We start from the raw sequence: 17,810 nt of genomic DNA on the forward strand, positions 1-17,810 counted from the left end.
ATGAGAATCGCCCGATGAGAATCACGGACATCCGCTTCGGCAAGCTGCGCGTGCCGCTGAAGACGCCGTTCAAGACCGCGCTGCGCAGCGTCGACGCGGTCGAGGACATCGTCGTCATGATCGACACCGACAGCGGCCACGTCGGCTACGGCGAGGCGCCGGCGACGGCGGTGATCACCGGCGACACGCACGGCTCGATCGTCGACGCGATCCGCCACTACATCGCGCCGCGCCTGATCGGCGCCGAGATCGCCGATCTCAACCGCATCACGCACCTGATCCAGAGTTCGATGGAGAAGAACACCAGCGCGAAGGCGGCGGTCGAGATCGCCGTGCACGACCTCTGGGGCCAGCTCTACGACGCGCCGCTGTACCGCCTGCTCGGCGGCGGCGATCCGGTCATCACCACCGACATCACCATCAGCGTGGACTACATCGACAAGATGGTGGCCGACTCGCTGTCGGCGATCGAACGCGGCTTCGAATCGCTGAAGATCAAGGTCGGCAAGGACATCGGCGTCGACATCGAGCGCGTCAAGGCGATCTACGCCGCGGTCGAGGGGCGCGCATTGCTGCGCCTGGACGCGAACCAGGGCTGGACCGCCAAGCAGGCCGTCTACGCGCTGCAGACGCTGGAGGACGCCGGCGTGCGGCTGGAGCTGGTCGAGCAGCCGGTCAAGGCGCAGGACCTCGACGGCATGAAGTACGTCACCGAACGCGTGCACACGCCGGTGATGGCCGACGAGAGCGTGTTCGGCCCGACCGAGGTGGTCGAGCTGATCCGCATGCGTGCGGCCGACATCATCAACATCAAGCTGATGAAGACCGGCGGCATCTCCAACGCGATCCGCATCGCCGACATCGCCGCGATGTACCAGGTCGAATGCATGATCGGCTGCATGCTGGAAGCCAGCATCAGCGTCGCCGCGGCGGTGCACGTGGCGGTGGCCAAGGCGCATTCGATCACCAAGATCGATCTCGACGGGCCTTCGCTGTGCGCGTTCGATCCGGTCGACGGCGGGGTGATCTTCAACGAGTCGGAGATCAGCGTGACCGACGCGCCGGGCCTGGGCATCCGCGAGATCCGCGGGCTCGAGTTGCTATCCTGATCCGCACATGCGCACCCCGCGAAAACCGCAATTCCGCTCGTCATTCCCGCGTACACGGGACTCCATCGGCTTTCCATGCCTCGGGAGCGGAAAGCCGCGGATTCCCGTGTACGCGGGAATGACCAAGCGTCCGGAGCGCCCGGAACCGCCCGCATGTCTCCGCTGCTGAAGATCCGCGCCGAGCGCGACCAGATGTCGGCGATCGAGCGCCGCATCGCCGATTTCATCCTCGAGGAAGCGCACCTGCTGCGCGACTACTCCTCGCAGCAGCTCGCCAACGCGCTGAAGATCAGCCAGTCCAGCGTGGTCAAGTTCAGCCAGAAGCTCGGCTTCAAGGGCTATCCGGACCTCAAGTACTCGATCGGCGAGGAGATCGCGCGCGGCGGCGAGAGCAACGGCCACGCCGAACCCGCGCGCGCCGATCCACACGATGCGCTGGCCGAGGAGCTGTGGCAGGCGAAATCGCGCGCCGAGCAGGAAACACGCGTGATCAATCCCTCGGCGAAGGTCGATGCGATCGCCGAGGCGATCGGCCGCGCCGGCAAGATCTTCATCATTGGGCTGGGCGAGGACGGCATCCCGGCGCGCGCGTTCGCGATGCGGCTGTCCCTGCTCGGCATCCTGACCGTGCACCACTTCGACGCCGTGCTGATGACCGCCAGCATCGCCGCCGCGACCGAGGCCGACCTGCTGCTGGTGTTCTCCGAACACGGCCAGCAACCGGCGCTGTGCCAGATCGGCCGCCAGTTCCGCGAACGCGGCGGCAAGGTCGTGTCGATCACGCGCCACAGCGCCAATCCGCTGCGCGCGCACGCCGATCTTTCGCTGCTGGTGTCGGCGCACGACGAACGCGCGCACGTCGAGCCGCTGCTGTACCAGTCGGCGCTGCGCCACCTGCTCGACATGCTGTTCGTGCTGCTGGCCGAGCGCGGCGATCGCCTCGCACGCTTCGAGGCCAACCTCGAGCGCATCCAGAGCATGCTCGAGCCCTGACGCATGCGAGCCTGCCTGGTGAAAACCCGCCGCATTCTCGGCCTGCTCGGCCTCGCCGCGATCGCCGCCTGCCATGCGCCGTTGCGCACGCCGCCAACGTGGACCGACGCGCGACAGATGATCCTCGTCACGACCGCCGACTGGGACGCGAACCACGGCCGCCTGCGCCGCTACGAACGAGACGCGCGCGGCTGGCACGCGGCCGGCGACGGCTTCGACGTCGCGATCGGCCGCAACGGCGCGGCCTGGGGCGTCGGCCTGCACGAGGCGCAAGCCGGCCCGCGCAAGCAGGAAGGCGACGGCCGCAGCCCCGCCGGCGTGTTCGCGCTCGGCACTGCCTTCGGTTACGCCGGCTCGGCGCGCACTGCCTGGCCTTATGCGGCGATGACGGCCGAGCACTGGTGCGTCGACGTCGACGGTTCGCCGCTCTACAACCGCATCGTCGACGCGCGCGAGGTCGGCGCCGACGCCGTCGCCGGCTCGACCGAACCGATGCGCCGCGACCTGCACGCCGACGGCGACGTGCGCTACGAACTCGGCCTGGTCGTCGAGCACAATCCACGCAACCGTCGCGGCGACGGCAGCTGCATCTTCGCGCACCTGTGGCGCACTCCCGGCGAAGCCACCGCCGGCTGCACCGCGATGGCGCGCGCCGACATGCAGGCGCTGCTCGCCTGGCTGCGCCCGGACGAGCATCCGGTGTTCGTGCTGCTGCCCGAGGCCGAGTACGCGCGCTTGCGCGAAGCGTGGCGGTTGCCGTGAGGACGCTTGCGCGCAGCACCGCCGTTTCCGGGCTGATGCGCGCACGGGTGGGAGCGCCGCTTCCTCGCGCGCCTGCGGGAGGTTCGGCCGGTGCCTTCGGGATGGCGTGTCGCGAAAGCACCCTTACCCCGGCCCTCTCCCGCAAGCGGGAGAGGGAGAAGAGCACGATCCGACTCGCCAATCCGTCCAATACAAATGCGCCTATGCCAGCCGCGCGCTTCGAGTTTTCGCCTCTCCCGCTCGCGGGAGAGGCCGCCGCAATGCGGCGGGTGAGGGCATTCGGAGTGCAGCGCCGCGTTCCGGCTTGCCTCCTCCGACGCTCCACTCCGACCTCCCTCATCCGGCGCTGTGCGCCACCTTCCCCCACGAGCGGGGGAAGGGACAGCAAGCGCTACCACTGAGTCCCCAGTCTTGGCTCTCATGTCGACGACCACCCGCATCCTGCTCGGCCTCCTCGCCGGCGCCCTCCTCGGCCTGCTGCTGGCCTGGCACGACGCGGCGCTCGGCGTGCGCGTGGCCGACTTCGTGCAGCCGATCGGCAGGCTGTGGCTGAACGCGTTGCAGATGACGGTGGTGCCGCTGGTGCTGGCGCTGGTGATCGTCGGCGTCGGCGCCGCCAGCGATGCGGCGGCGTCCGGCCGCACGGCGCGGCGCGCGCTGGTCGTGTTCGCGATCCTGCTCAGTGCCGGGGCCGCGCTGATGATCGCCGTCGCACCGCTGCTGCTGTCGCTGCTGCCGCGCGATCCGGCCACGATGGACGCGCTGCGCGCGGCGATTCCCCCGGCCAGCGCGCCGGTCGCGGCGCCCGGCTTCGCCGACTGGCTCGCCGGCGTGGTGCCGACCAACGCGATAGCTGCCGCGGCGCAGAGCGCAATGCTGCCGCTGGTCGTGTTCGCGCTGTTCTTCGGCTTCGCGCTGACGCGCATCGAGGCGTCGCGACGCGCGCGCATGATCGAGCTGTTCCAGAGCCTCGCCGACACGATGATCGTGATCGTGCGCTGGGTGCTGTGGGCGGCGCCGCTCGGCGTGTTCGCGCTGGTGCTCGCGGTCTGCGCGCGCGCCGGCCACGGCGTGCTCGGCGCGCTCGGCGGCTACATCGCGATGCAGTGCACGATGTACCTGCTCGCGACTGTGTTGCTGTATCCGGTCGCCGTGGTGTTCGGCGGCGAGTCGCTGCGCCGCTTCGCCGCGGGACTGCTGCCGGCGCAGGTGGTCGCCGCGAGCACGCAGTCTTCGCTCGCCTCGCTGCCGGCGATGCTCGACAGCGCGACCTCGCGCCTCGGCCACCCGCGGCCGGTCGCCGCGCTGGTGCTGCCGATGGCGGTGTCGCTGTTCCGCCTGACCAGTCCGATGCAGTACATCGGCTCGGCTGTGTTCGTCGCCTGGATCTACGGCATCGACGTGCCGCCGGCGCAGCTCGCCGCGGCGGCCGCGCTCGCCGTCGTGATCAGCCTCGGTTCGGTCGGCCTGCCCGGCCAGGTCAGCTTCATGGCGACGACGATGCCGGTGACCTCGGCGATGGGCCTGCCGCTGGAACCGCTGGCCCTGCTGCTCGCCGTCGACACGATCCCCGACGTGTTCGCCACCGTCGGCAACGTCAGCGCGGATGTGACCGCGTCGAGCGTGGTCTCACGGCTCGACGCGAAGGACGCGGAACCGGCTCGGTCAGAGCCATTCGATTCGCGTTGACGCCGTTCGCGCGAAGCGCGTCCGAGAGCGCGGCCACGGACGGTCTTGGTCGCACTCGCTGAGGCAACGAACCGCCGCGAGTCGCAACCTCTCCGTAGCCCGGATATCGGATCGAGCTACATCGGGCCGATTCGATTCGCAGGATGATTCGACTCGCGCGGAGCGCGTTGAAAAGTGCGGCCATGGATGGCCGCGGTTGGACTCGCCGAAGCCACGACCCGTCGCCGGCCAGACCCTCTCCCGACTGCGGCGATCACGGACGATCGCACTCAGAACGGAATGTCGTCGTCTTCGAAATTGTCGCTCGGCGGGGCCTGGCGCGACGGACCCTGGGACTGCTGCGGTCGCGACGAACCGCCCGAGCGCTCGCCGCCGCGCTCGCCGCGGCTGTAGCCGCCACCGCCACCGCCGCCACCACCGCTGTAGCCGCCGCCACCGCCGCCTTCCGAGTAACCGCCGCCGCCACCACCACGCGAATAGCCGCCCTCGCCGCCGCCTCCGCCGCCGGGACCGCCGAGCATCTGCATCTCGTTGGCGACGATGTCGGTGGTGTAGCGCTCGACGCCTTCCTTGTCGGTGTACTTGTTGGTGCGCAGCGAGCCTTCGATGTAGACCTGCCGGCCCTTCTTCAGGTACTCGCCGGCGATCTCGCCGAGCTTGCCGAACAGCACCACGCGGTGCCATTCGGTGCGTTCCTGATTCTCGCCGGTCTGCTTGTCGCGCCAGCTCTCGCTGGTGGCGAGGCGGATGTTGGTGATCGCGCCGCCGTTGGCGGTGTAGCGCGTCTCCGGATCGGCGCCAAGGTTGCCTACGAGGATGACCTTGTTGATGCCGCGTGCCATATGCCTTTGTCTCCGATCCGGGGCGATTGCGTGGCGCAAATGGTACCACGCAGGTCCGCCCCGGCCGTACGAAACGGTGGCCCGGGAGCGTAGGAAAACGCAGCGCCCGCTAGGTCTTCGGCACCACCGGCAGCTCGACGTAGCTCGCGTTCTCGCCGCCGCGGTAGACGCGCTGCGTCGCCTTGCGGTAATCGCCCGGCTGGGCGAAGAAGACGTTCGGCACGAAGGTCTGCGGATTGCGGTCGTAGAGCGGGAACCAGCTCGACTGCACCTGCACCATGATGCGGTGGCCCGGCTCGAACACGTGGTTCGCGGTCGGCAGGCCGAAGCGGTAGGCCAGCGGCTGGTTCGCGGCGATCGCCTCGGGCTTCTCGAAGCTGGTGCGGTAGCGTCCGCGGAAGATGTCCATCGACACGCCGAGTTCGTAGCCGCCCAGCTCCGGATGCGACGGCACGGTGTCGGGATAGACGTCGATCAGCTTGACCACCCAGTCGCTGTCGGTGCCGCTGGTCGAGGCGACCAGGTGCACCTGCGGCGCGCCGCCGATGTGCAGCGGTTCGCGCAACGGTTCGCTGACGTAGGTCAGCACGTCGGGACGGCCGTCGACGAAGCGCTGGTCGACGACCAGCCAGCGCTTCCACGCGTCGCCGTCGGCGAAGCGCACCGGCCGCGGCTGGTACGGCACCGGCTTGGCCGGATCGGAGACGTATTCGTCGTACGCGTTCGCGTCCGCCGCAGGCGCGTCGAACGACAGGCCCTGCTGCGCGGCCAGATACAGCGGCCTGGGCTTCGCCGCGCAGCCGTCGGCGCAGCTCAGCGGCCAGGCGGTGTAGCGATCCCAGTGGTTCTCGCCGGTGTTGTAGATGTAGACCGGCGGCGTGTCGGCCTTGGCCGCGCCCGCGACGAGGTACTGGTCGAAGAACGGCTTGAGCACGTCGCGGCGGAACTGCAGCGCAGTGTCGCCCTCCCATTGCAGCGCGCCGAGCGAGGTGCCGTCGTAGTTGACCTGGCTGTGCCGCCACGGCCCCATGACGAGGAAGTTCCTGTCGTTGCGCGCGTCCTTGGCTTCCAGCATCGGATAGCTGTGGATCGCGCCCCACATGTCTTCCTGGTCCCACAGGCCCTGCACCCACATCGTCGGCACCGCCAGCGGGGTGTCGGCCATCGTCTTGTCCAGCGCCTGCGCGCTCCAGAACGCGTCGTAGGCCGGATGCTCGGAGATCTTCTTCCAGAACCCGAGCTGGTCCAGCCCGGCCGCGCGCGCGAAATCGCCGGCGGAGCCGGCGCGCAGGAAGTTGTCGTAGTCGTCGTAACCCTGGCGCGCGATCTTCTTGCCTTCGCCGCGCGCGGTGGTCTGCCCGGCGATGTAGTCGAAATTGGTCTGCCGGAACGCGCCGTAGTGGAACCAGTCGTCGCCCATCCAGCCGTCGATCATCGGGCTCTCGGGCGCCGCGACCTTGAGCGCCGGGTGCGGATTCACCAGCGCCATCACCACCGTGAAGCCCTCGTAGGACGAACCGAGCATGCCGACGCGGCCGTTGGATTCCTTCACGTGCTTCACCAGCCAGTCGATCGTGTCCCAGGCGTCGGTGGAGTGGTCGACCTTGCTGTCGTTCAGCGGACCGCGCAGCGGCCGCGTCATCACGTAGTCGCCTTCGGAGCCGTGCTTGCCGCGCACGTCCTGGAAGACGCGGATGTAGCCACCCTTGACGAATACCTCGTCGCCCTGCGGCAGCGAGGCGAGCAGGCTGCCGCTGACGTCGCGCTCGGCGCGCTTGGCCGCGTTGTAGGGCGTGCGGGTCAGCAGGATCGGCGCGTCGTGCGCGCCCTTCGGGATCATGATGACCGTGTACAGCTTCACGCCGTCGCGCATCGGTATCTTCTCGACGCGCCGGACGTAGTCGTCGTTCTGCACCGGCACGGTGAAGGTCTTCGGGATGTCGGGCGAAAGCGGCGGCGTGCCGGCGGTCGCGATCGCGGAGAAGACCAGCAGCGCGGCGCAACAGGCCAGCGCGAAACGCGGAGTTTCCATCGGACACCTCGCTCGAGGGCAACCTAGCGACACTAATGCGGAAGCGGCGACCGCAGCACCGCCAAAGGTCACATTTCCGGGCCTGCGGCGCCAGCGGCGGCGCGGCGAACGCGGGACGACGCCCCGGCCCCGCCTGCTACAATCGCCGCACCGCATCAGCCCGTCGACAATGTCCACCGCTCGCCCGCTCCCGTCGTTTTCGATCACTCGTTTCGCCGACGCGCAAACGCTCGCCGCGGCAGACATGGCCCAGGTCGACGCGCTGATCCGCGCGCGGCTGGCGTCCGACGTCGTGCTGATCAACCAGGTCGCCGAGCACATCATCGGCGGCGGCGGCAAGCGCCTGCGTCCGATGCTGCACCTGCTCGCCGCGCAGGCGGCCGGCTACGGCGGACGCCTGCACGTGCAGCTCGCCGCGGTGATCGAGTTCATCCACACCTCGACCCTGCTGCACGACGACGTGGTCGACGAATCGGACCTGCGCCGCGGCCGCCAGACCGCCAACGCCGTATGGGGCAACGCGGCCAGCGTGCTGGTCGGCGATTTCCTCTATTCGCGCTCGTTCCAGATGATGGTCGAGCTGGACAGCCTGCGCGTCATGCGCATCCTCGCCGACACCACCAACCGCATCGCCGAAGGCGAAGTGCTGCAGCTGCTGAACATCGGCAACCCGGACACGAGCGAACAGGCCTACCTCGACGTGATCGAGCGCAAGACCGCCGTGCTGTTCGCCGCCGCGACGCGGCTCGGCGCGGTGCTGGCGGATCTACCGGCCGAGCAGGAGCACGCGCTGGCGCGCTACGGCCTGGATCTCGGCTATGCGTTCCAGATCGCCGACGACGTGCTCGACTACGCGTCCGACGCCGGCACGCTCGGCAAGAACATCGGCGACGACCTCGCCGAAGGCAAGCCGACCCTGCCGCTGATCCTGGCGATCGAGCGCAGCGAACCGGCGCAGGCGGCGATGCTCAAGCGCGCGATCCAGGCCGGCGGCCTCGACGCGCTCGACGACGTGCTCGCCGCGATCCGCGCCACCGACGCGCTGGCCGGCTCGCGCGAACGCGCGCAGGCGTATGCGCGTTCCGCGCGCGAAGCCCTCGACGCGCTGCCGCCGTCCGACGCTCGCGACGCGCTCGCCGTGCTGGCCGACTACGCGGTCGACCGCACGCGCTGAAGCGGGTCAATCGCGCCGGTCGGCGTCGCCCGGCTCGATCTTGCCGCCTGCCCTCCTGCCGCTCTCGATCTCGTCGCTTTCGATCTCGTCGCGCTCGACCTCGGCCTCGACCTCCTCGCAGCCGATGTCGTGCCCGCCGGCGGCGACGTCCGCGCGCGCCTTCTTCGCCAGCGCGCGATAGCGCAGGCGCACGCGATCCAGCGCCTCCTCGTCCAGTTCCTCCAGGTCGAGCAGCGCGTTGTGCGCGCCTTCGATCGCGCGGATCATCTCGTCCAGCTTGACGTGCATCGCCTCCGAATCGCGGTTCTGCGTGTTCTGGATCAGGAACACCATCAGAAAGGTGACGATCGTCGTGCCGGTGTTGATGACCAGCTGCCAGGTGTCGCTGAAGCCGAACAGCGGACCGGTCACCGCCCACACGACGACGACCAGCGCGGCCAGCGCGAAGGTACCGGCGCGCCCGGTCAGGCGCGAGGCGGAATTGGCGAAGCGGGTGAAACCGCCGTTCCTTCTCATCGCACGCCGCCTACTTCGCCGCGAACGCTTCGTCGAAGAACGCGTGCATCTGCGCGAACGCGCGCCTGGCCGTGCGCTCGTCGTACTTGCAGCCGCGGTTCGAACCGTCGGCGGTCGGGATCGCGAAGCAGTGCACGGCACCGCCGTAGCTCAGGAACTGCCAATCGACCTTGCCGTCGCGCATTTCCTGCTGGAAGGCGGCGATCTGCTCGGGCGATTCGTACTTGTCGTCGGCGCCGTGCAGCACGAGCACCTTCGCCTTGATGTTCTTCGCCCGCGCCGGATCGTCGGTCTCCAGGTTGCCGTGGAACGAGACCACACCGGCGACGTCGGCACCGCTGCGCGCGAGCTCCAGCGTGGTGGCGCCGCCGAAGCAGAAGCCGATCGCACCGTAGTGCCTGCCGTCCAGCGGCGCCTTGCCGGCCTGCGCCTTGAGCTGCGCCAGCGCGGCGCCGATGCGCGCGCGCAGCTCGTCGCGATTCTGGTACAGCGCCTTGGTCGCGGCGCCGGCCTCGTCGGCGTTCTTCGGGCGCTGGTCGGCGCCGTACACGTCGGCGACGAGGATCACGTAGTCCTTGCCCGCGATCTGTTTCGCCAGGGCGAGATTGTCGGGCGTGATGCCGAGCCAGTCCGGCGTCATCACCACGCCGGGGCGCGGCGTCTTCACCGCATCGTCGTAGACCAGCACGCTCTGCATCTTCTTGCCGCCGACCTCGTAGTCGAGCGGCTTGGACACCACCGCGGCGTGCAGCGGCAGCGCGAACAGCGAAGCGAGGACGAAGGTGATCGTGCGCATGGCTCTCTCTCCTGATCAGGGGAGCGCCATCATAAGCCGCCGGAACGGCGATCCCGCTTACCAGACCGTGTAAATGCGGCCGGTCTGCGCGCCCTCGACGCTGCGGCTGTAGGCGAGCGCGACGCGCGCCGCCGGCGCCGGTTCGAAGCCGCGGAAATACGGCCCGTACGTCGCCATCGACTCGGCCAGCACGGTCGGGCTGACGGCGTTGATGCGCAGGCCGCGCGGCAGCTCGATCGCGGCCGCGCGCACGAAGCCGTCGACGGCCGCGTTGACGGCGGTCGCGTTCACGCCGTCGCGGATCGGTTCGGCGCTGAGGATGCCGCTGGTCAAAGTGAACGAACCGCCGTCGTTCAGCCGATGCTGGCCGGCGAGCACGACGTTGACCTGCCCCATCAGCTTGTCGTCGAGGCCGGAGCGGAACTGCTCCGCGGTCATCTCGCCGAGCGGACCGAAATGCACGCGTCCGACCGCCATCACCACCGCGTCGAGAGAACCGACGTCGGCGAACAGCCGGTGCACGCTGGCCGGGTCGAGCACGTCGACGCGGAATGCGCCGCTGTTCCTGCCGGCCTCGACGATCTCGTGCCGTGCGCCGAGTTCCGCCACGATGGCCTTGCCGACGGCTCCGCCGGCGCCGATCACCAGAATCTTCATGCGTCCGTCCTCCGCTGGCCTCGCCTCACGCCGCGCGCCATTCATGCACGGTGACGGTCGAGGAACCGTGCAGATGCAGCGGATCCTGCAGCGCCGTCGCCTGCGCCTCCTCCAGCGTAGCAGCACGCATCAGGTAGGCGCCGCCGCTCGCGTCGGCGAACGGACCGGACAGTTCGAGCCGCCCCTGCGCGCGCAGCGTGTCGAGAAAGGCCTTGTGCGCCGGCCCCAGCGCCGGATCGAACGCGGGCTTGCGCATCACCAGTACGAGATAGCGGTTCATCCGATGTCCTTTGCGCGGCTCAGGCGATGCCGAGTCCTTCGATCGCGCCGATCGCCAGCGGATCGAAGCCGGCCAGCTCGGCGAAGCGGCGGCCGCGTTCGGCGTAGTCCTTGAACTGGTCGAAGCTCGGCGCACCCGGCGACAGCAGCACCACGCCGCCGGGCGGCGTCAGCGCGCGCGCGGCGCGCACGGCGTCTTCCACGCTGGCCGCCTCTTCCAGCCGGTACGCGCCGCCGACGTCGCGCAGCTGCGCTGCGATGCGCGCGCGATTCGCGCCCATCGCGACGATCGCCTGCGGCGGCTGCGCGCGCACCTGCTCGGCGAAGCCGCGCCAATCCAGGCCGCGCTCGTAGCCGCCGACCAGCACCGTCACCGCGCGGCCGGCGAGGCTGAGCAAGGCTTCCAGCGTCGCCTGCGGCGTGGTCGCGATGCTGTCGTCGACCCAGACCAGGCCGTCGTGCTCGCCGAGCGTCTGCAGGCGATGCGGCAGCGGCCGGAACGTCGCGATCGACGCCGCCGCGGCCGACGCGAACGCCTGTGCCGCTTGCCGATCGCGATCGAGAAGCGGTCCCTCTTGGCCGGATTCCTCGACCAGCCCCGCCGCTTCCAGCGCTGCCAGCGCGGCGCACAGGTTCAACGCATTGTGCGGCCCCGGCAGCGGCGAGCGCGCGAGATCGAACGCGACGCGATCGCCGTGCCGGATCGCACCGCCGGCGACGTGCCAGCCGTCGGCGCCGCCGAAGCCGAGCACCTGCGGATGGGCGGCGAGCGGCGCGAGCAGCGAGGTCTGCGTGGCGTTCGCGACGACGATCCGCGCCACCGCGGCCAGCGCAAGCTTGTCCTCGGCGTAGCGTTCGCGCGTGCCGTGCCAGTCGAGATGTTCCTCGTAGAGATTGTTGATCACGGCGACGTCGACGCGCGTCGCTTCGCGCGTCTGGAAACTGGACAGCTCCACCACCCACCAGTCCGGCGCCTGCGGCGGATCGAGCAGTTCGAGCAGCGGCAGGCCGATGTTGCCGGCCAGCGCGACGCGCCGGCCGGACGCGCGCAGCAGGTGCGCGATCGTCGCGGTCACCGTGCTCTTGCCCTTGGTGCCGGTCACCGCGATCACGCGCGCCTGCGGGTGCTCGGCGAACCACAACGCGGTGCCGGAAGTGAAGCGCGTGCCGTTGCGCCGCGCCTCCAGAATCTCGGGTTTGTAGGCGCTGATGCCGGGCGACTTGATCACGACGTCGAACGCGGACAGCGCGGCGGCATCGGGAGGCGTGGTGACGATGTCGACGCTCCCGATGGCCTGCGCGGCCTCCGCGCGCTCCGCGGCGAGCGCGCGCGCCTCCGCCTCGCTGCAGAACAGCGTCGGCCGCGACGACGGCAGCCGCGCGTACAAGGCCGCCAATGCCGCGCGGCCCTCCCGGCCGCAGCCCCAGACGGCGACGCGGCGATCGGCGAGCTCAGCGATGCGCATCGAACACGAACGGCTGCAGCGGTACCGGGATGCGGTGTTCGCCGGACGGCGCCAGCAAGTCGTCGAGCGCGAGTCCGTGCGCGTCGAGCTGCGGCGCGACCTCGTCGACGAAGCGCGCGACCAGCGCGTCCTCGCGCCATTCCGCGCGCGCCGCCAGGGCGGCGAACGCGGCGCGCGATTCGACGCCTTCGCCGACGCATTCGAACGGCTTGTGGTCGCGGTATTCGATCAGCGCGTCGAAGCCGGGCGCCAGCGCCGCGTCGTCGAGCAGGTTGCGTCCGAAGATCGCCAGCAGCCGCGGCTTGGGCATGAACGGCGCAAGGGCGAGGAAGACGAAATGGCACTTCGGGCATTGCCCGCACCAGCGCTCGGCCGGCTTGGCGCCGAGGATGCGGAAGTTGCGGTTGCAGCTGGAGAACGACTCGTCGTAGCGCGTGTTGCGCGCGAACCGCTCGGCCACGGCGAGTTCCGACAGCGGCCGCAGCAGCGAGTAGTAGTGGAGATCGGCGGCGACGCACGCGTGCACCCGTTCGCCGAAGCTGCGTTCGAACTCCCAGCCCTTGCTCCACTGGTGATTGACCGGCTGTCCGTCGTACTCGAGCGTCGCGCTCGACGCCGAGCGCTCGTTCGAGAACGCGATCGCGTCGTAGCCGTACAGCACCGCGGCGGCGACCAGGATCGCCGAATTGATCGCGGTGACCGGGATGTGCCCGTTGTACGCGCCGGCCTTGTTGTAGTCGAACAGCAGCGGCGACAGCTCGCGGCGGATGTTCAATGTCGGCAGCCCGGTGCGCTCGGCGCAGGCGGCGATTAGCGGCGAGTTGCCGACCCACACCGCGGTCGCGTCCGCGCCGGCCGCCTTGAGGATCTCGACGCTGACCAGCGAGTCCTTGCCGCCGCCGATCGGCACCAGGGTCCGCGGCGGCAGGCGCAGCGACGCCGTGCGTTCTTCGCTCTCGCGCCGCCCCGGAAAACGGATGCGTCCGCGCAGGTCGAGCTTGTTGTGATACGCGAACTCGCCGAGACCGTGCAGGTACAAGGCATCGAGGAAGGCCGCGCTCGACGCGTCGAGCGTCGCCGACTCGACCTCGATCCGGCCCGGCACGCCGGCCTTGTAGTAGCTGACGCCGGCGATCCAGTGCAGCAGATCGAGCGCCGCCTCGAACGCAGCGGCGCGCTCCGGCGGCAGCGCCGGCGCGTCGGGGAAGACGATGCGTTCGACCAGCTCGGGGCCGTCGTCGAAGGCGTATGCCAATGCAGCGACGCCGTCGGCGTAGTCGCGGCGGACGAAGCGGAACGCGCCGGCGGCGCGCGGATCAGCGAGCGCCATCGGCGAGCTCCTTGCGGCGCAGCGCGGCGATACCCTGCGCCAGCGCCGCGGTCAATGGAAATGTCGCGACGCCGACGACCAGCATCGACACCGCGACGAAGAACACGACCTGCAGCATCACGTCCCGGGCACCGCTGGCGCCCTCCGGCTGCAGCCACAGCACCGAGGCGTTCATCGCCGCGGCGAACAACACGCCGAACAGCACGTGGGTGATCGCGGCCATGCCGATTCCGGCCTTCCAGGCGCCCTCCCCGGCGTGCGCACGACGATCCAGCGCGCGCCAGCGCAGCGCCGCGGCGACTTGCGCCGACAGCGCGCCGAGGCCGCCGAAGATCACGGTCTGCTCCAGGTCGAATCCGGTGTCGGTGCGATTGGCGATGATCGACCACACCGCGGCGACCGCGAACGGCACCACTAGCGCGGCGAGATGCAGCAAGACGCGCGCGCGGCTCACCGCACGTCCTCCGTGGCCGGTTCGCGCAGGTTGTAGCGCGACGCCATCACCGCGCCGTAGGCGCCGGCCTGAGCGATCAGGATCACGTCGCCCTCGCGGCACTCCGGCAGGCGCCGGTTCGCGCCGAGCACGTCGCCGGTCTCGCAGATCGGGCCGACCACCTGCACCATCGTCTGCGCCGGCTCGCCGAGGCGCGTCAGGTTGACGATCTCGTGCCAGGCCTCGTACAGCGCCGGACGGATCAGCGAGTTCATGCCGGCGTCGACGCCGACGTAGTGGACCGCGCCCTTGCGCTTGACCTGAGTCACGCGCGCGAGCAGCACGCCGGCATCGGCGACGAGGAAGCGCCCCGGCTCCAGCCACAGGTGGAATTGCGGATAGGCGCTCTTCACCTCGGCCAGCGCGGCGCCCAGCGCGGCGAGATCGAGCGGAGTCTCGTCCGGCCGCGACGGCACGCCGAGGCCGCCGCCGACGTCGATCGACTCGATGCGGCTGAAGCCTTCGGCGAGACTGGCGAGCTGCGCGTAGACCGCGCGCCAGTGGCCGGCGTCGAGGATGCCGGAACCCAGGTGCGCGTGCAGGCCGACGATGCGCGCGCCGTGGCGCCGCGCCAGCGTGCGGAACTCCTCGACCTGGTCGAGCGCGAGGCCGAATTTCGACGACGCGCCGCCGGTCTTGACCTTGTCGTGATGGCCGCGGCCGACGCCGAGGTCGAGACGCAGGTGGATCTCGCGGTCGCGGAACAGCTCGCCCCAGTGCTGCAGCGGATGCAGCGCGTCGAGCGTCGTGCGCACGCCGGCGGCGAGCGCCTGCGCGTACTCCTCGCGCGGCGCGAAGTTCGGCGTAAACAGGATGCGCTCGACCGCCAGCTGCGGCAGCGCCGAGCGCACCGCGTCGATCTCGGCCGTCGACACGCACTCGAACGCGAAGCCCTCCTCGTGCAGGGCGCGCAGGATCGCCGGATGCGGGTTCGCCTTCAGCGCATAGTGCCAGCGGTCGACCGCGCCGAGCGCACGCAGCGCGCGCGCCTGCGCGCGCACCGCCTCCAGCGAATAGACGTAGCGCGGCGTGCGTTCCGCGGCGAGTTCGAGCAAGGCGCTCCGCTCGCGCATCCACCAGGTCTCGCGCACCGGCGCGGCGGCGTCGGCGCCGAGTTCGCGCCAGCTCGGCCCGAACACGGCGCCGTCCTCGGCGCGCAGCGCGTCGGCGCGGATCAGCAGCGCGTGCAGGCGCGGGATCAGATCGTCGGCCAGCGCCTCGTCGACGACGAAGGTCAGGTTGAGGTTGTTGGAAGACTGGCTGATCAGGTGCACGTCGAGCGCGCCGAACTCGGCCAGCACGCCGGACAGCTTGTGCAGCAGCGAGCGCATGCCGCGCCCGACCAGGGTGATCGCCGCGCACGGCGCGATGACCTTGACGCGGCAGATCCTGGCGAGGTCCGCCGCCAGCGCGGAGAGCACGTCGGAGTTGACCAGGTTCTCGGTCGGGTCCAGCGACACGGTGACGTTGGTCTCGGCCGAACCGATCAGGTCGACCGACAGGCCGTGGCGCTTGAACGCCTCGAACACGTCGGCGAGGAAGCCGACCTGCTGCCACATGCCGACCGTTTCCATCGAGATCAGGGTGACGCCCTTGCGCGCGCTGATCGCCTTCACGCACGGCGCCGCGTCGGCGGCGACGGCACGGATCTCGGTGCCGGCGAGCTGAGGCCGGTGGGTGTCCTTGATGACCAGCGGCACACCGGCGCGGCGCAGCGGCCCGAGCGAGCGCGGATGCAGCACCTTGGCGCCGGTGGTGGCGATCTCCTGCGCTTCCTCGTAGTCGAGCCGCGCGAGCAGGCGCGCCTCCGGCACCACGCGCGGGTTGGCGCTGAACATACCCGGCACATCGGTCCAGATTTCCACCTGTTCGGCTTTCAGCAACGCGCCGAAGTAGCCGGCCGAGGTGTCCGAACCGCCGCGACCGAGCAGTACCGTCTCCGCCTGGTCGTTGCGCGCGATGAAACCCTGCGTGATGAAGCAGTCGCCGCGCGCGGCCAAGGCGGAAGCGAATTGCGCATCCGGCGCCGCGGGCACGTTGGCGGACAGATAGCGCGCCCAGGCGCTATGGTTGGCGATCGGCGTCGCGCGCAGGTGCTCGCGCGCGTCGAGCCATTGCGTCGGCAGTCCATTCGCGTCGAGGAAATCGGCGCCGAGCGCACTCGACATCAGCTCGCCGAGCGCGAACACCTCGGCCTGCCAGGCGACCGCGGCCTGCGCGCGGCGCGGATCGGCGATCAACCGGTCGAGATCGGCCAGCCGCTGCTCCATGCGCGCGCAGCCGTCGAGACCGAGTTCCGCGCGCATCGCCTGGTGACGCTCGACGATCGCCGCCTGTACCTCGCGGCAACGCGCGTCGTCGCCGCGCGATTCGGCGATCGCCTTCAGCTGGTCGGTGATGCCGGACAGCGCCGACACCACGATCACCACGCGGCGATCGCGCGCGCGATGCGCCGCGGCGATGCGGCGGATGTTCTCCCAGCGCTCGCGCCGCGACACCGAGGTGCCGCCGAACTTGATGACGACCCACGGACGGGCGATGACGGAGGGCGCCGCAGCGGGCGCAGGGGCGGAACTCAAGGGAACGTCCTTCGGGCTGAATGCAGCCGCGGCATTCTTTCGTGCAGCGCAGCAGAACGCAATGGCATGGCCGCACGCGGGCGCAGCGCTGGCTTTGCGCCGGCAACGCGCATGCGTGCATGCATGGCGCACAATGGCGCGCCTTCTCCCGCGCCGAGCTCATGACCGAATCTCATATCGGCGACGCCGCACCTCGCCGGCGCCACTACGCGCAGATCGACGTGTTCACGCGCCGCGCCGGCTACGGCAATCCGGTGGCTGTCGTTTTCGACGCCGACGATCTGGACACCGCGGCGATGCAGCGGCTCGCGAACTGGACCAATCTGTCGGAAACGACCTTCGTGCTCGCGCCCAGCGTCGCGCAGGCCGACTTCCGTCTGCGCATCTTCACGCCGCGCCAGGAGCTGCCGTTCGCCGGGCATCCGACCCTCGGCACCGCGCATGCCGTGCTGGACGCGCGCACCGACCTCGCCAAGCGCGACGCGCTGGTGCTCGAATGCGCCGCCGGTCTGCTGCCGCTGCGCGTCGAACGCACCGGCGGGGAACGCCGCCTGTTCGTGCAAGCGCCGCCGGCGCGGCTGGAGCCGCCCTCGCCGATCCTGCTCGCCGATTGCGAGCACGCGCTCGGCGCGGCGCTGGCGCAGGCGCCGCTGCCGCGCCTGGTCGACGTCGGCGCGCGCTGGCTCGTCGCCGCCGCGCGAGACGCCCGCGAGGTGCGCGCGCTGCGGCCCGACTTCGCGCGGGTCGCCGCGCTCACGCAACGGCACGTCGACGTCGTCGGCCTGTGCGTCTTCGGTCGCGAGGATGATGCCGACGCCGCTCTGGCGGTGCGCGCGTTCTGCCCCGCCGACGGTATCGAGGAAGACCCGGTCACCGGCAGCGCCAATGCCGCGATCGCGGCATTCCTGCGCGCATCCGGCGGGCTCGCCGCGATCTGTCCGCGCTACCGGGTCAGCCAGGGACGCGAGATCGGCCGCGACGGCCATGTCGAGGTCCGTGCCGACGCTGGCGACGGCCCTATCGAGATCGGCGGAGAGTGCGTCACCTGCATCGTCGGCACGCTGACGTTCTGATCGACGCGGACTCCGGTCGA

At 70.3% G+C, this 17,810-nt stretch carries 16 protein-coding genes; 6 read left to right on the forward strand and 10 right to left on the reverse strand.

Going from position 1 to position 17,810, the window contains the following annotated elements; translation table 11 throughout:
- Positions 1 to 14: 14 nt before the first annotated feature.
- The 4 genes from J7520_RS12730 (at position 15) to J7520_RS12745 (ending at position 4,553) form a co-directional block, all read left to right on the forward strand.
- Positions 15 to 1,109 (forward strand): dipeptide epimerase, encoded by a 1,095-nt coding sequence (locus J7520_RS12730; protein ID WP_291188803.1) that lies wholly within the window; start codon positions 15 to 17, stop codon positions 1,107 to 1,109.
- Between the two features lie 153 nt (positions 1,110 to 1,262).
- Entirely contained in the window at positions 1,263 to 2,102 is an 840-nt protein-coding gene (locus tag J7520_RS12735) for a MurR/RpiR family transcriptional regulator (RefSeq protein ID WP_291188805.1), read from the forward strand.
- A gap of 3 nt (positions 2,103 to 2,105) precedes the next feature.
- Positions 2,106 to 2,864: a L,D-transpeptidase family protein gene (locus J7520_RS12740; protein ID WP_291188807.1), complete on the forward strand. Its 759-nt coding sequence runs from the start codon at positions 2,106 to 2,108 to the stop codon at positions 2,862 to 2,864.
- 420 nt (positions 2,865 to 3,284) lie between these two features.
- Positions 3,285 to 4,553, forward strand: coding sequence for a cation:dicarboxylase symporter family transporter (locus tag J7520_RS12745; protein WP_291188809.1), 1,269 nt, complete (start codon positions 3,285 to 3,287; stop codon positions 4,551 to 4,553).
- A 269-nt stretch (positions 4,554 to 4,822) separates the two neighbouring features.
- On the opposite strand, the gene ssb is transcribed toward J7520_RS12745, so the two are convergent.
- Positions 4,823 to 5,395 (reverse strand): single-stranded DNA-binding protein, encoded by a 573-nt coding sequence (ssb, locus tag J7520_RS12750; RefSeq protein WP_291188811.1) that lies wholly within the window; start codon positions 5,393 to 5,395, stop codon positions 4,823 to 4,825.
- 109 nt (positions 5,396 to 5,504) lie between these two features.
- The gene (locus J7520_RS12755; RefSeq protein WP_291188813.1) at positions 5,505 to 7,427 is read right to left on the reverse strand and encodes a CocE/NonD family hydrolase; all 1,923 of its coding nucleotides are present in this window, start codon (positions 7,425 to 7,427) and stop codon (positions 5,505 to 5,507) included.
- A 244-nt stretch (positions 7,428 to 7,671) separates the two neighbouring features.
- On the opposite strand from J7520_RS12755, the gene J7520_RS12760 reads away from it, so the two are divergent.
- Positions 7,672 to 8,601, forward strand: a complete 930-nt coding sequence (locus J7520_RS12760) for a polyprenyl synthetase family protein (RefSeq protein WP_291188815.1) — start codon at positions 7,672 to 7,674, stop codon at positions 8,599 to 8,601.
- Positions 8,602 to 8,607: 6 nt separating this feature from the next.
- Here the strand turns inward: J7520_RS12760 and J7520_RS12765 are convergent, their stop codons facing one another.
- Genes J7520_RS12765 through J7520_RS12800 form a run of 8 tightly spaced genes read right to left on the reverse strand, consistent with a single transcriptional unit; the run spans position 8,608 to position 16,717 of the window.
- A complete protein-coding gene (locus J7520_RS12765) occupies positions 8,608 to 9,117 on the reverse strand; it encodes a low affinity iron permease family protein (protein ID WP_291188817.1) in 510 nt (169 codons plus the stop codon).
- Between the two features lie 10 nt (positions 9,118 to 9,127).
- Entirely contained in the window at positions 9,128 to 9,913 is a 786-nt protein-coding gene (locus J7520_RS12770) for a dienelactone hydrolase family protein (protein WP_291188819.1), read from the reverse strand.
- Between the two features lie 57 nt (positions 9,914 to 9,970).
- On the reverse strand, positions 9,971 to 10,570 hold the full coding sequence (locus J7520_RS12775) for a short chain dehydrogenase (RefSeq protein ID WP_291188821.1): 600 nt from the start codon (positions 10,568 to 10,570) through the stop codon (positions 9,971 to 9,973).
- Between the two features lie 25 nt (positions 10,571 to 10,595).
- Positions 10,596 to 10,850 carry a YciI family protein gene (locus tag J7520_RS12780; RefSeq protein WP_291188823.1) on the reverse strand — a complete coding sequence of 85 codons (255 nt, stop codon included), beginning with the start codon at positions 10,848 to 10,850 and terminating at the stop codon, positions 10,596 to 10,598.
- 19 nt (positions 10,851 to 10,869) lie between these two features.
- The gene (gene murD / locus J7520_RS12785) at positions 10,870 to 12,315 is read right to left on the reverse strand and encodes a UDP-N-acetylmuramoyl-L-alanine--D-glutamate ligase (protein ID WP_291188825.1); all 1,446 of its coding nucleotides are present in this window, start codon (positions 12,313 to 12,315) and stop codon (positions 10,870 to 10,872) included.
- Positions 12,302 to 13,645: a UDP-N-acetyl-alpha-D-muramoyl-L-alanyl-L-glutamate epimerase gene (gene murL / locus J7520_RS12790; RefSeq protein WP_291188827.1), complete on the reverse strand. Its 1,344-nt coding sequence runs from the start codon at positions 13,643 to 13,645 to the stop codon at positions 12,302 to 12,304. Before murL ends, murD begins: the two co-directional genes overlap by 14 nt.
- Positions 13,632 to 14,099 (reverse strand): hypothetical protein, encoded by a 468-nt coding sequence (locus J7520_RS12795; protein WP_291188829.1) that lies wholly within the window; start codon positions 14,097 to 14,099, stop codon positions 13,632 to 13,634. Before J7520_RS12795 ends, murL begins: the two co-directional genes overlap by 14 nt.
- Complete coding sequence (locus J7520_RS12800; RefSeq protein WP_291188831.1) at positions 14,096 to 16,717, reverse strand: bifunctional aspartate kinase/diaminopimelate decarboxylase; 2,622 nt, start codon at positions 16,715 to 16,717, stop codon at positions 14,096 to 14,098. The genes J7520_RS12795 and J7520_RS12800 overlap by 4 nt, the downstream gene beginning before the upstream one ends.
- Positions 16,718 to 16,878: 161 nt before the next feature.
- Between J7520_RS12800 and J7520_RS12805 the strand changes: the two genes are divergently transcribed.
- A complete protein-coding gene (locus J7520_RS12805; RefSeq protein ID WP_291188833.1) occupies positions 16,879 to 17,790 on the forward strand; it encodes a PhzF family phenazine biosynthesis protein in 912 nt (303 codons plus the stop codon).
- Positions 17,791 to 17,810: the final 20 nt, after the last annotated feature.

This window comes from Dokdonella sp., assembly GCF_017744955.1.
In the GTDB taxonomy this organism is placed as follows: domain Bacteria; phylum Pseudomonadota; class Gammaproteobacteria; order Xanthomonadales; family Rhodanobacteraceae; genus Dokdonella_A.

What these genes read in the sequence shown, in the direction of transcription:
- J7520_RS12730 (WP_291188803.1), top strand. Translation starts at nt 15, where the DNA reads ATGAGAATCACGGACATCCGCTTCGGCAAGCTGCGCGTGCCGCTGAAG.
- J7520_RS12735 (WP_291188805.1), top strand. Translation starts at nt 1,263, where the DNA reads ATGTCTCCGCTGCTGAAGATCCGCGCCGAGCGCGACCAGATGTCGGCG.
- J7520_RS12740 (WP_291188807.1), top strand. Translation starts at nt 2,106, where the DNA reads ATGCGAGCCTGCCTGGTGAAAACCCGCCGCATTCTCGGCCTGCTCGGC.
- J7520_RS12745 (WP_291188809.1), top strand. Translation starts at nt 3,285, where the DNA reads ATGTCGACGACCACCCGCATCCTGCTCGGCCTCCTCGCCGGCGCCCTC.
- ssb (WP_291188811.1), bottom strand. Translation starts at nt 5,395, where the DNA reads ATGGCACGCGGCATCAACAAGGTCATCCTCGTAGGCAACCTTGGCGCC.
- J7520_RS12755 (WP_291188813.1), bottom strand. Translation starts at nt 7,427, where the DNA reads ATGGAAACTCCGCGTTTCGCGCTGGCCTGTTGCGCCGCGCTGCTGGTC.
- J7520_RS12760 (WP_291188815.1), top strand. Translation starts at nt 7,672, where the DNA reads ATGGCCCAGGTCGACGCGCTGATCCGCGCGCGGCTGGCGTCCGACGTC.
- J7520_RS12765 (WP_291188817.1), bottom strand. Translation starts at nt 9,117, where the DNA reads ATGAGAAGGAACGGCGGTTTCACCCGCTTCGCCAATTCCGCCTCGCGC.
- J7520_RS12770 (WP_291188819.1), bottom strand. Translation starts at nt 9,913, where the DNA reads ATGCGCACGATCACCTTCGTCCTCGCTTCGCTGTTCGCGCTGCCGCTG.
- J7520_RS12775 (WP_291188821.1), bottom strand. Translation starts at nt 10,570, where the DNA reads ATGAAGATTCTGGTGATCGGCGCCGGCGGAGCCGTCGGCAAGGCCATC.
- J7520_RS12780 (WP_291188823.1), bottom strand. Translation starts at nt 10,850, where the DNA reads ATGAACCGCTATCTCGTACTGGTGATGCGCAAGCCCGCGTTCGATCCG.
- murD (WP_291188825.1), bottom strand. Translation starts at nt 12,315, where the DNA reads ATGCGCATCGCTGAGCTCGCCGATCGCCGCGTCGCCGTCTGGGGCTGC.
- murL (WP_291188827.1), bottom strand. Translation starts at nt 13,645, where the DNA reads ATGGCGCTCGCTGATCCGCGCGCCGCCGGCGCGTTCCGCTTCGTCCGC.
- J7520_RS12805 (WP_291188833.1), top strand. Translation starts at nt 16,879, where the DNA reads ATGACCGAATCTCATATCGGCGACGCCGCACCTCGCCGGCGCCACTAC.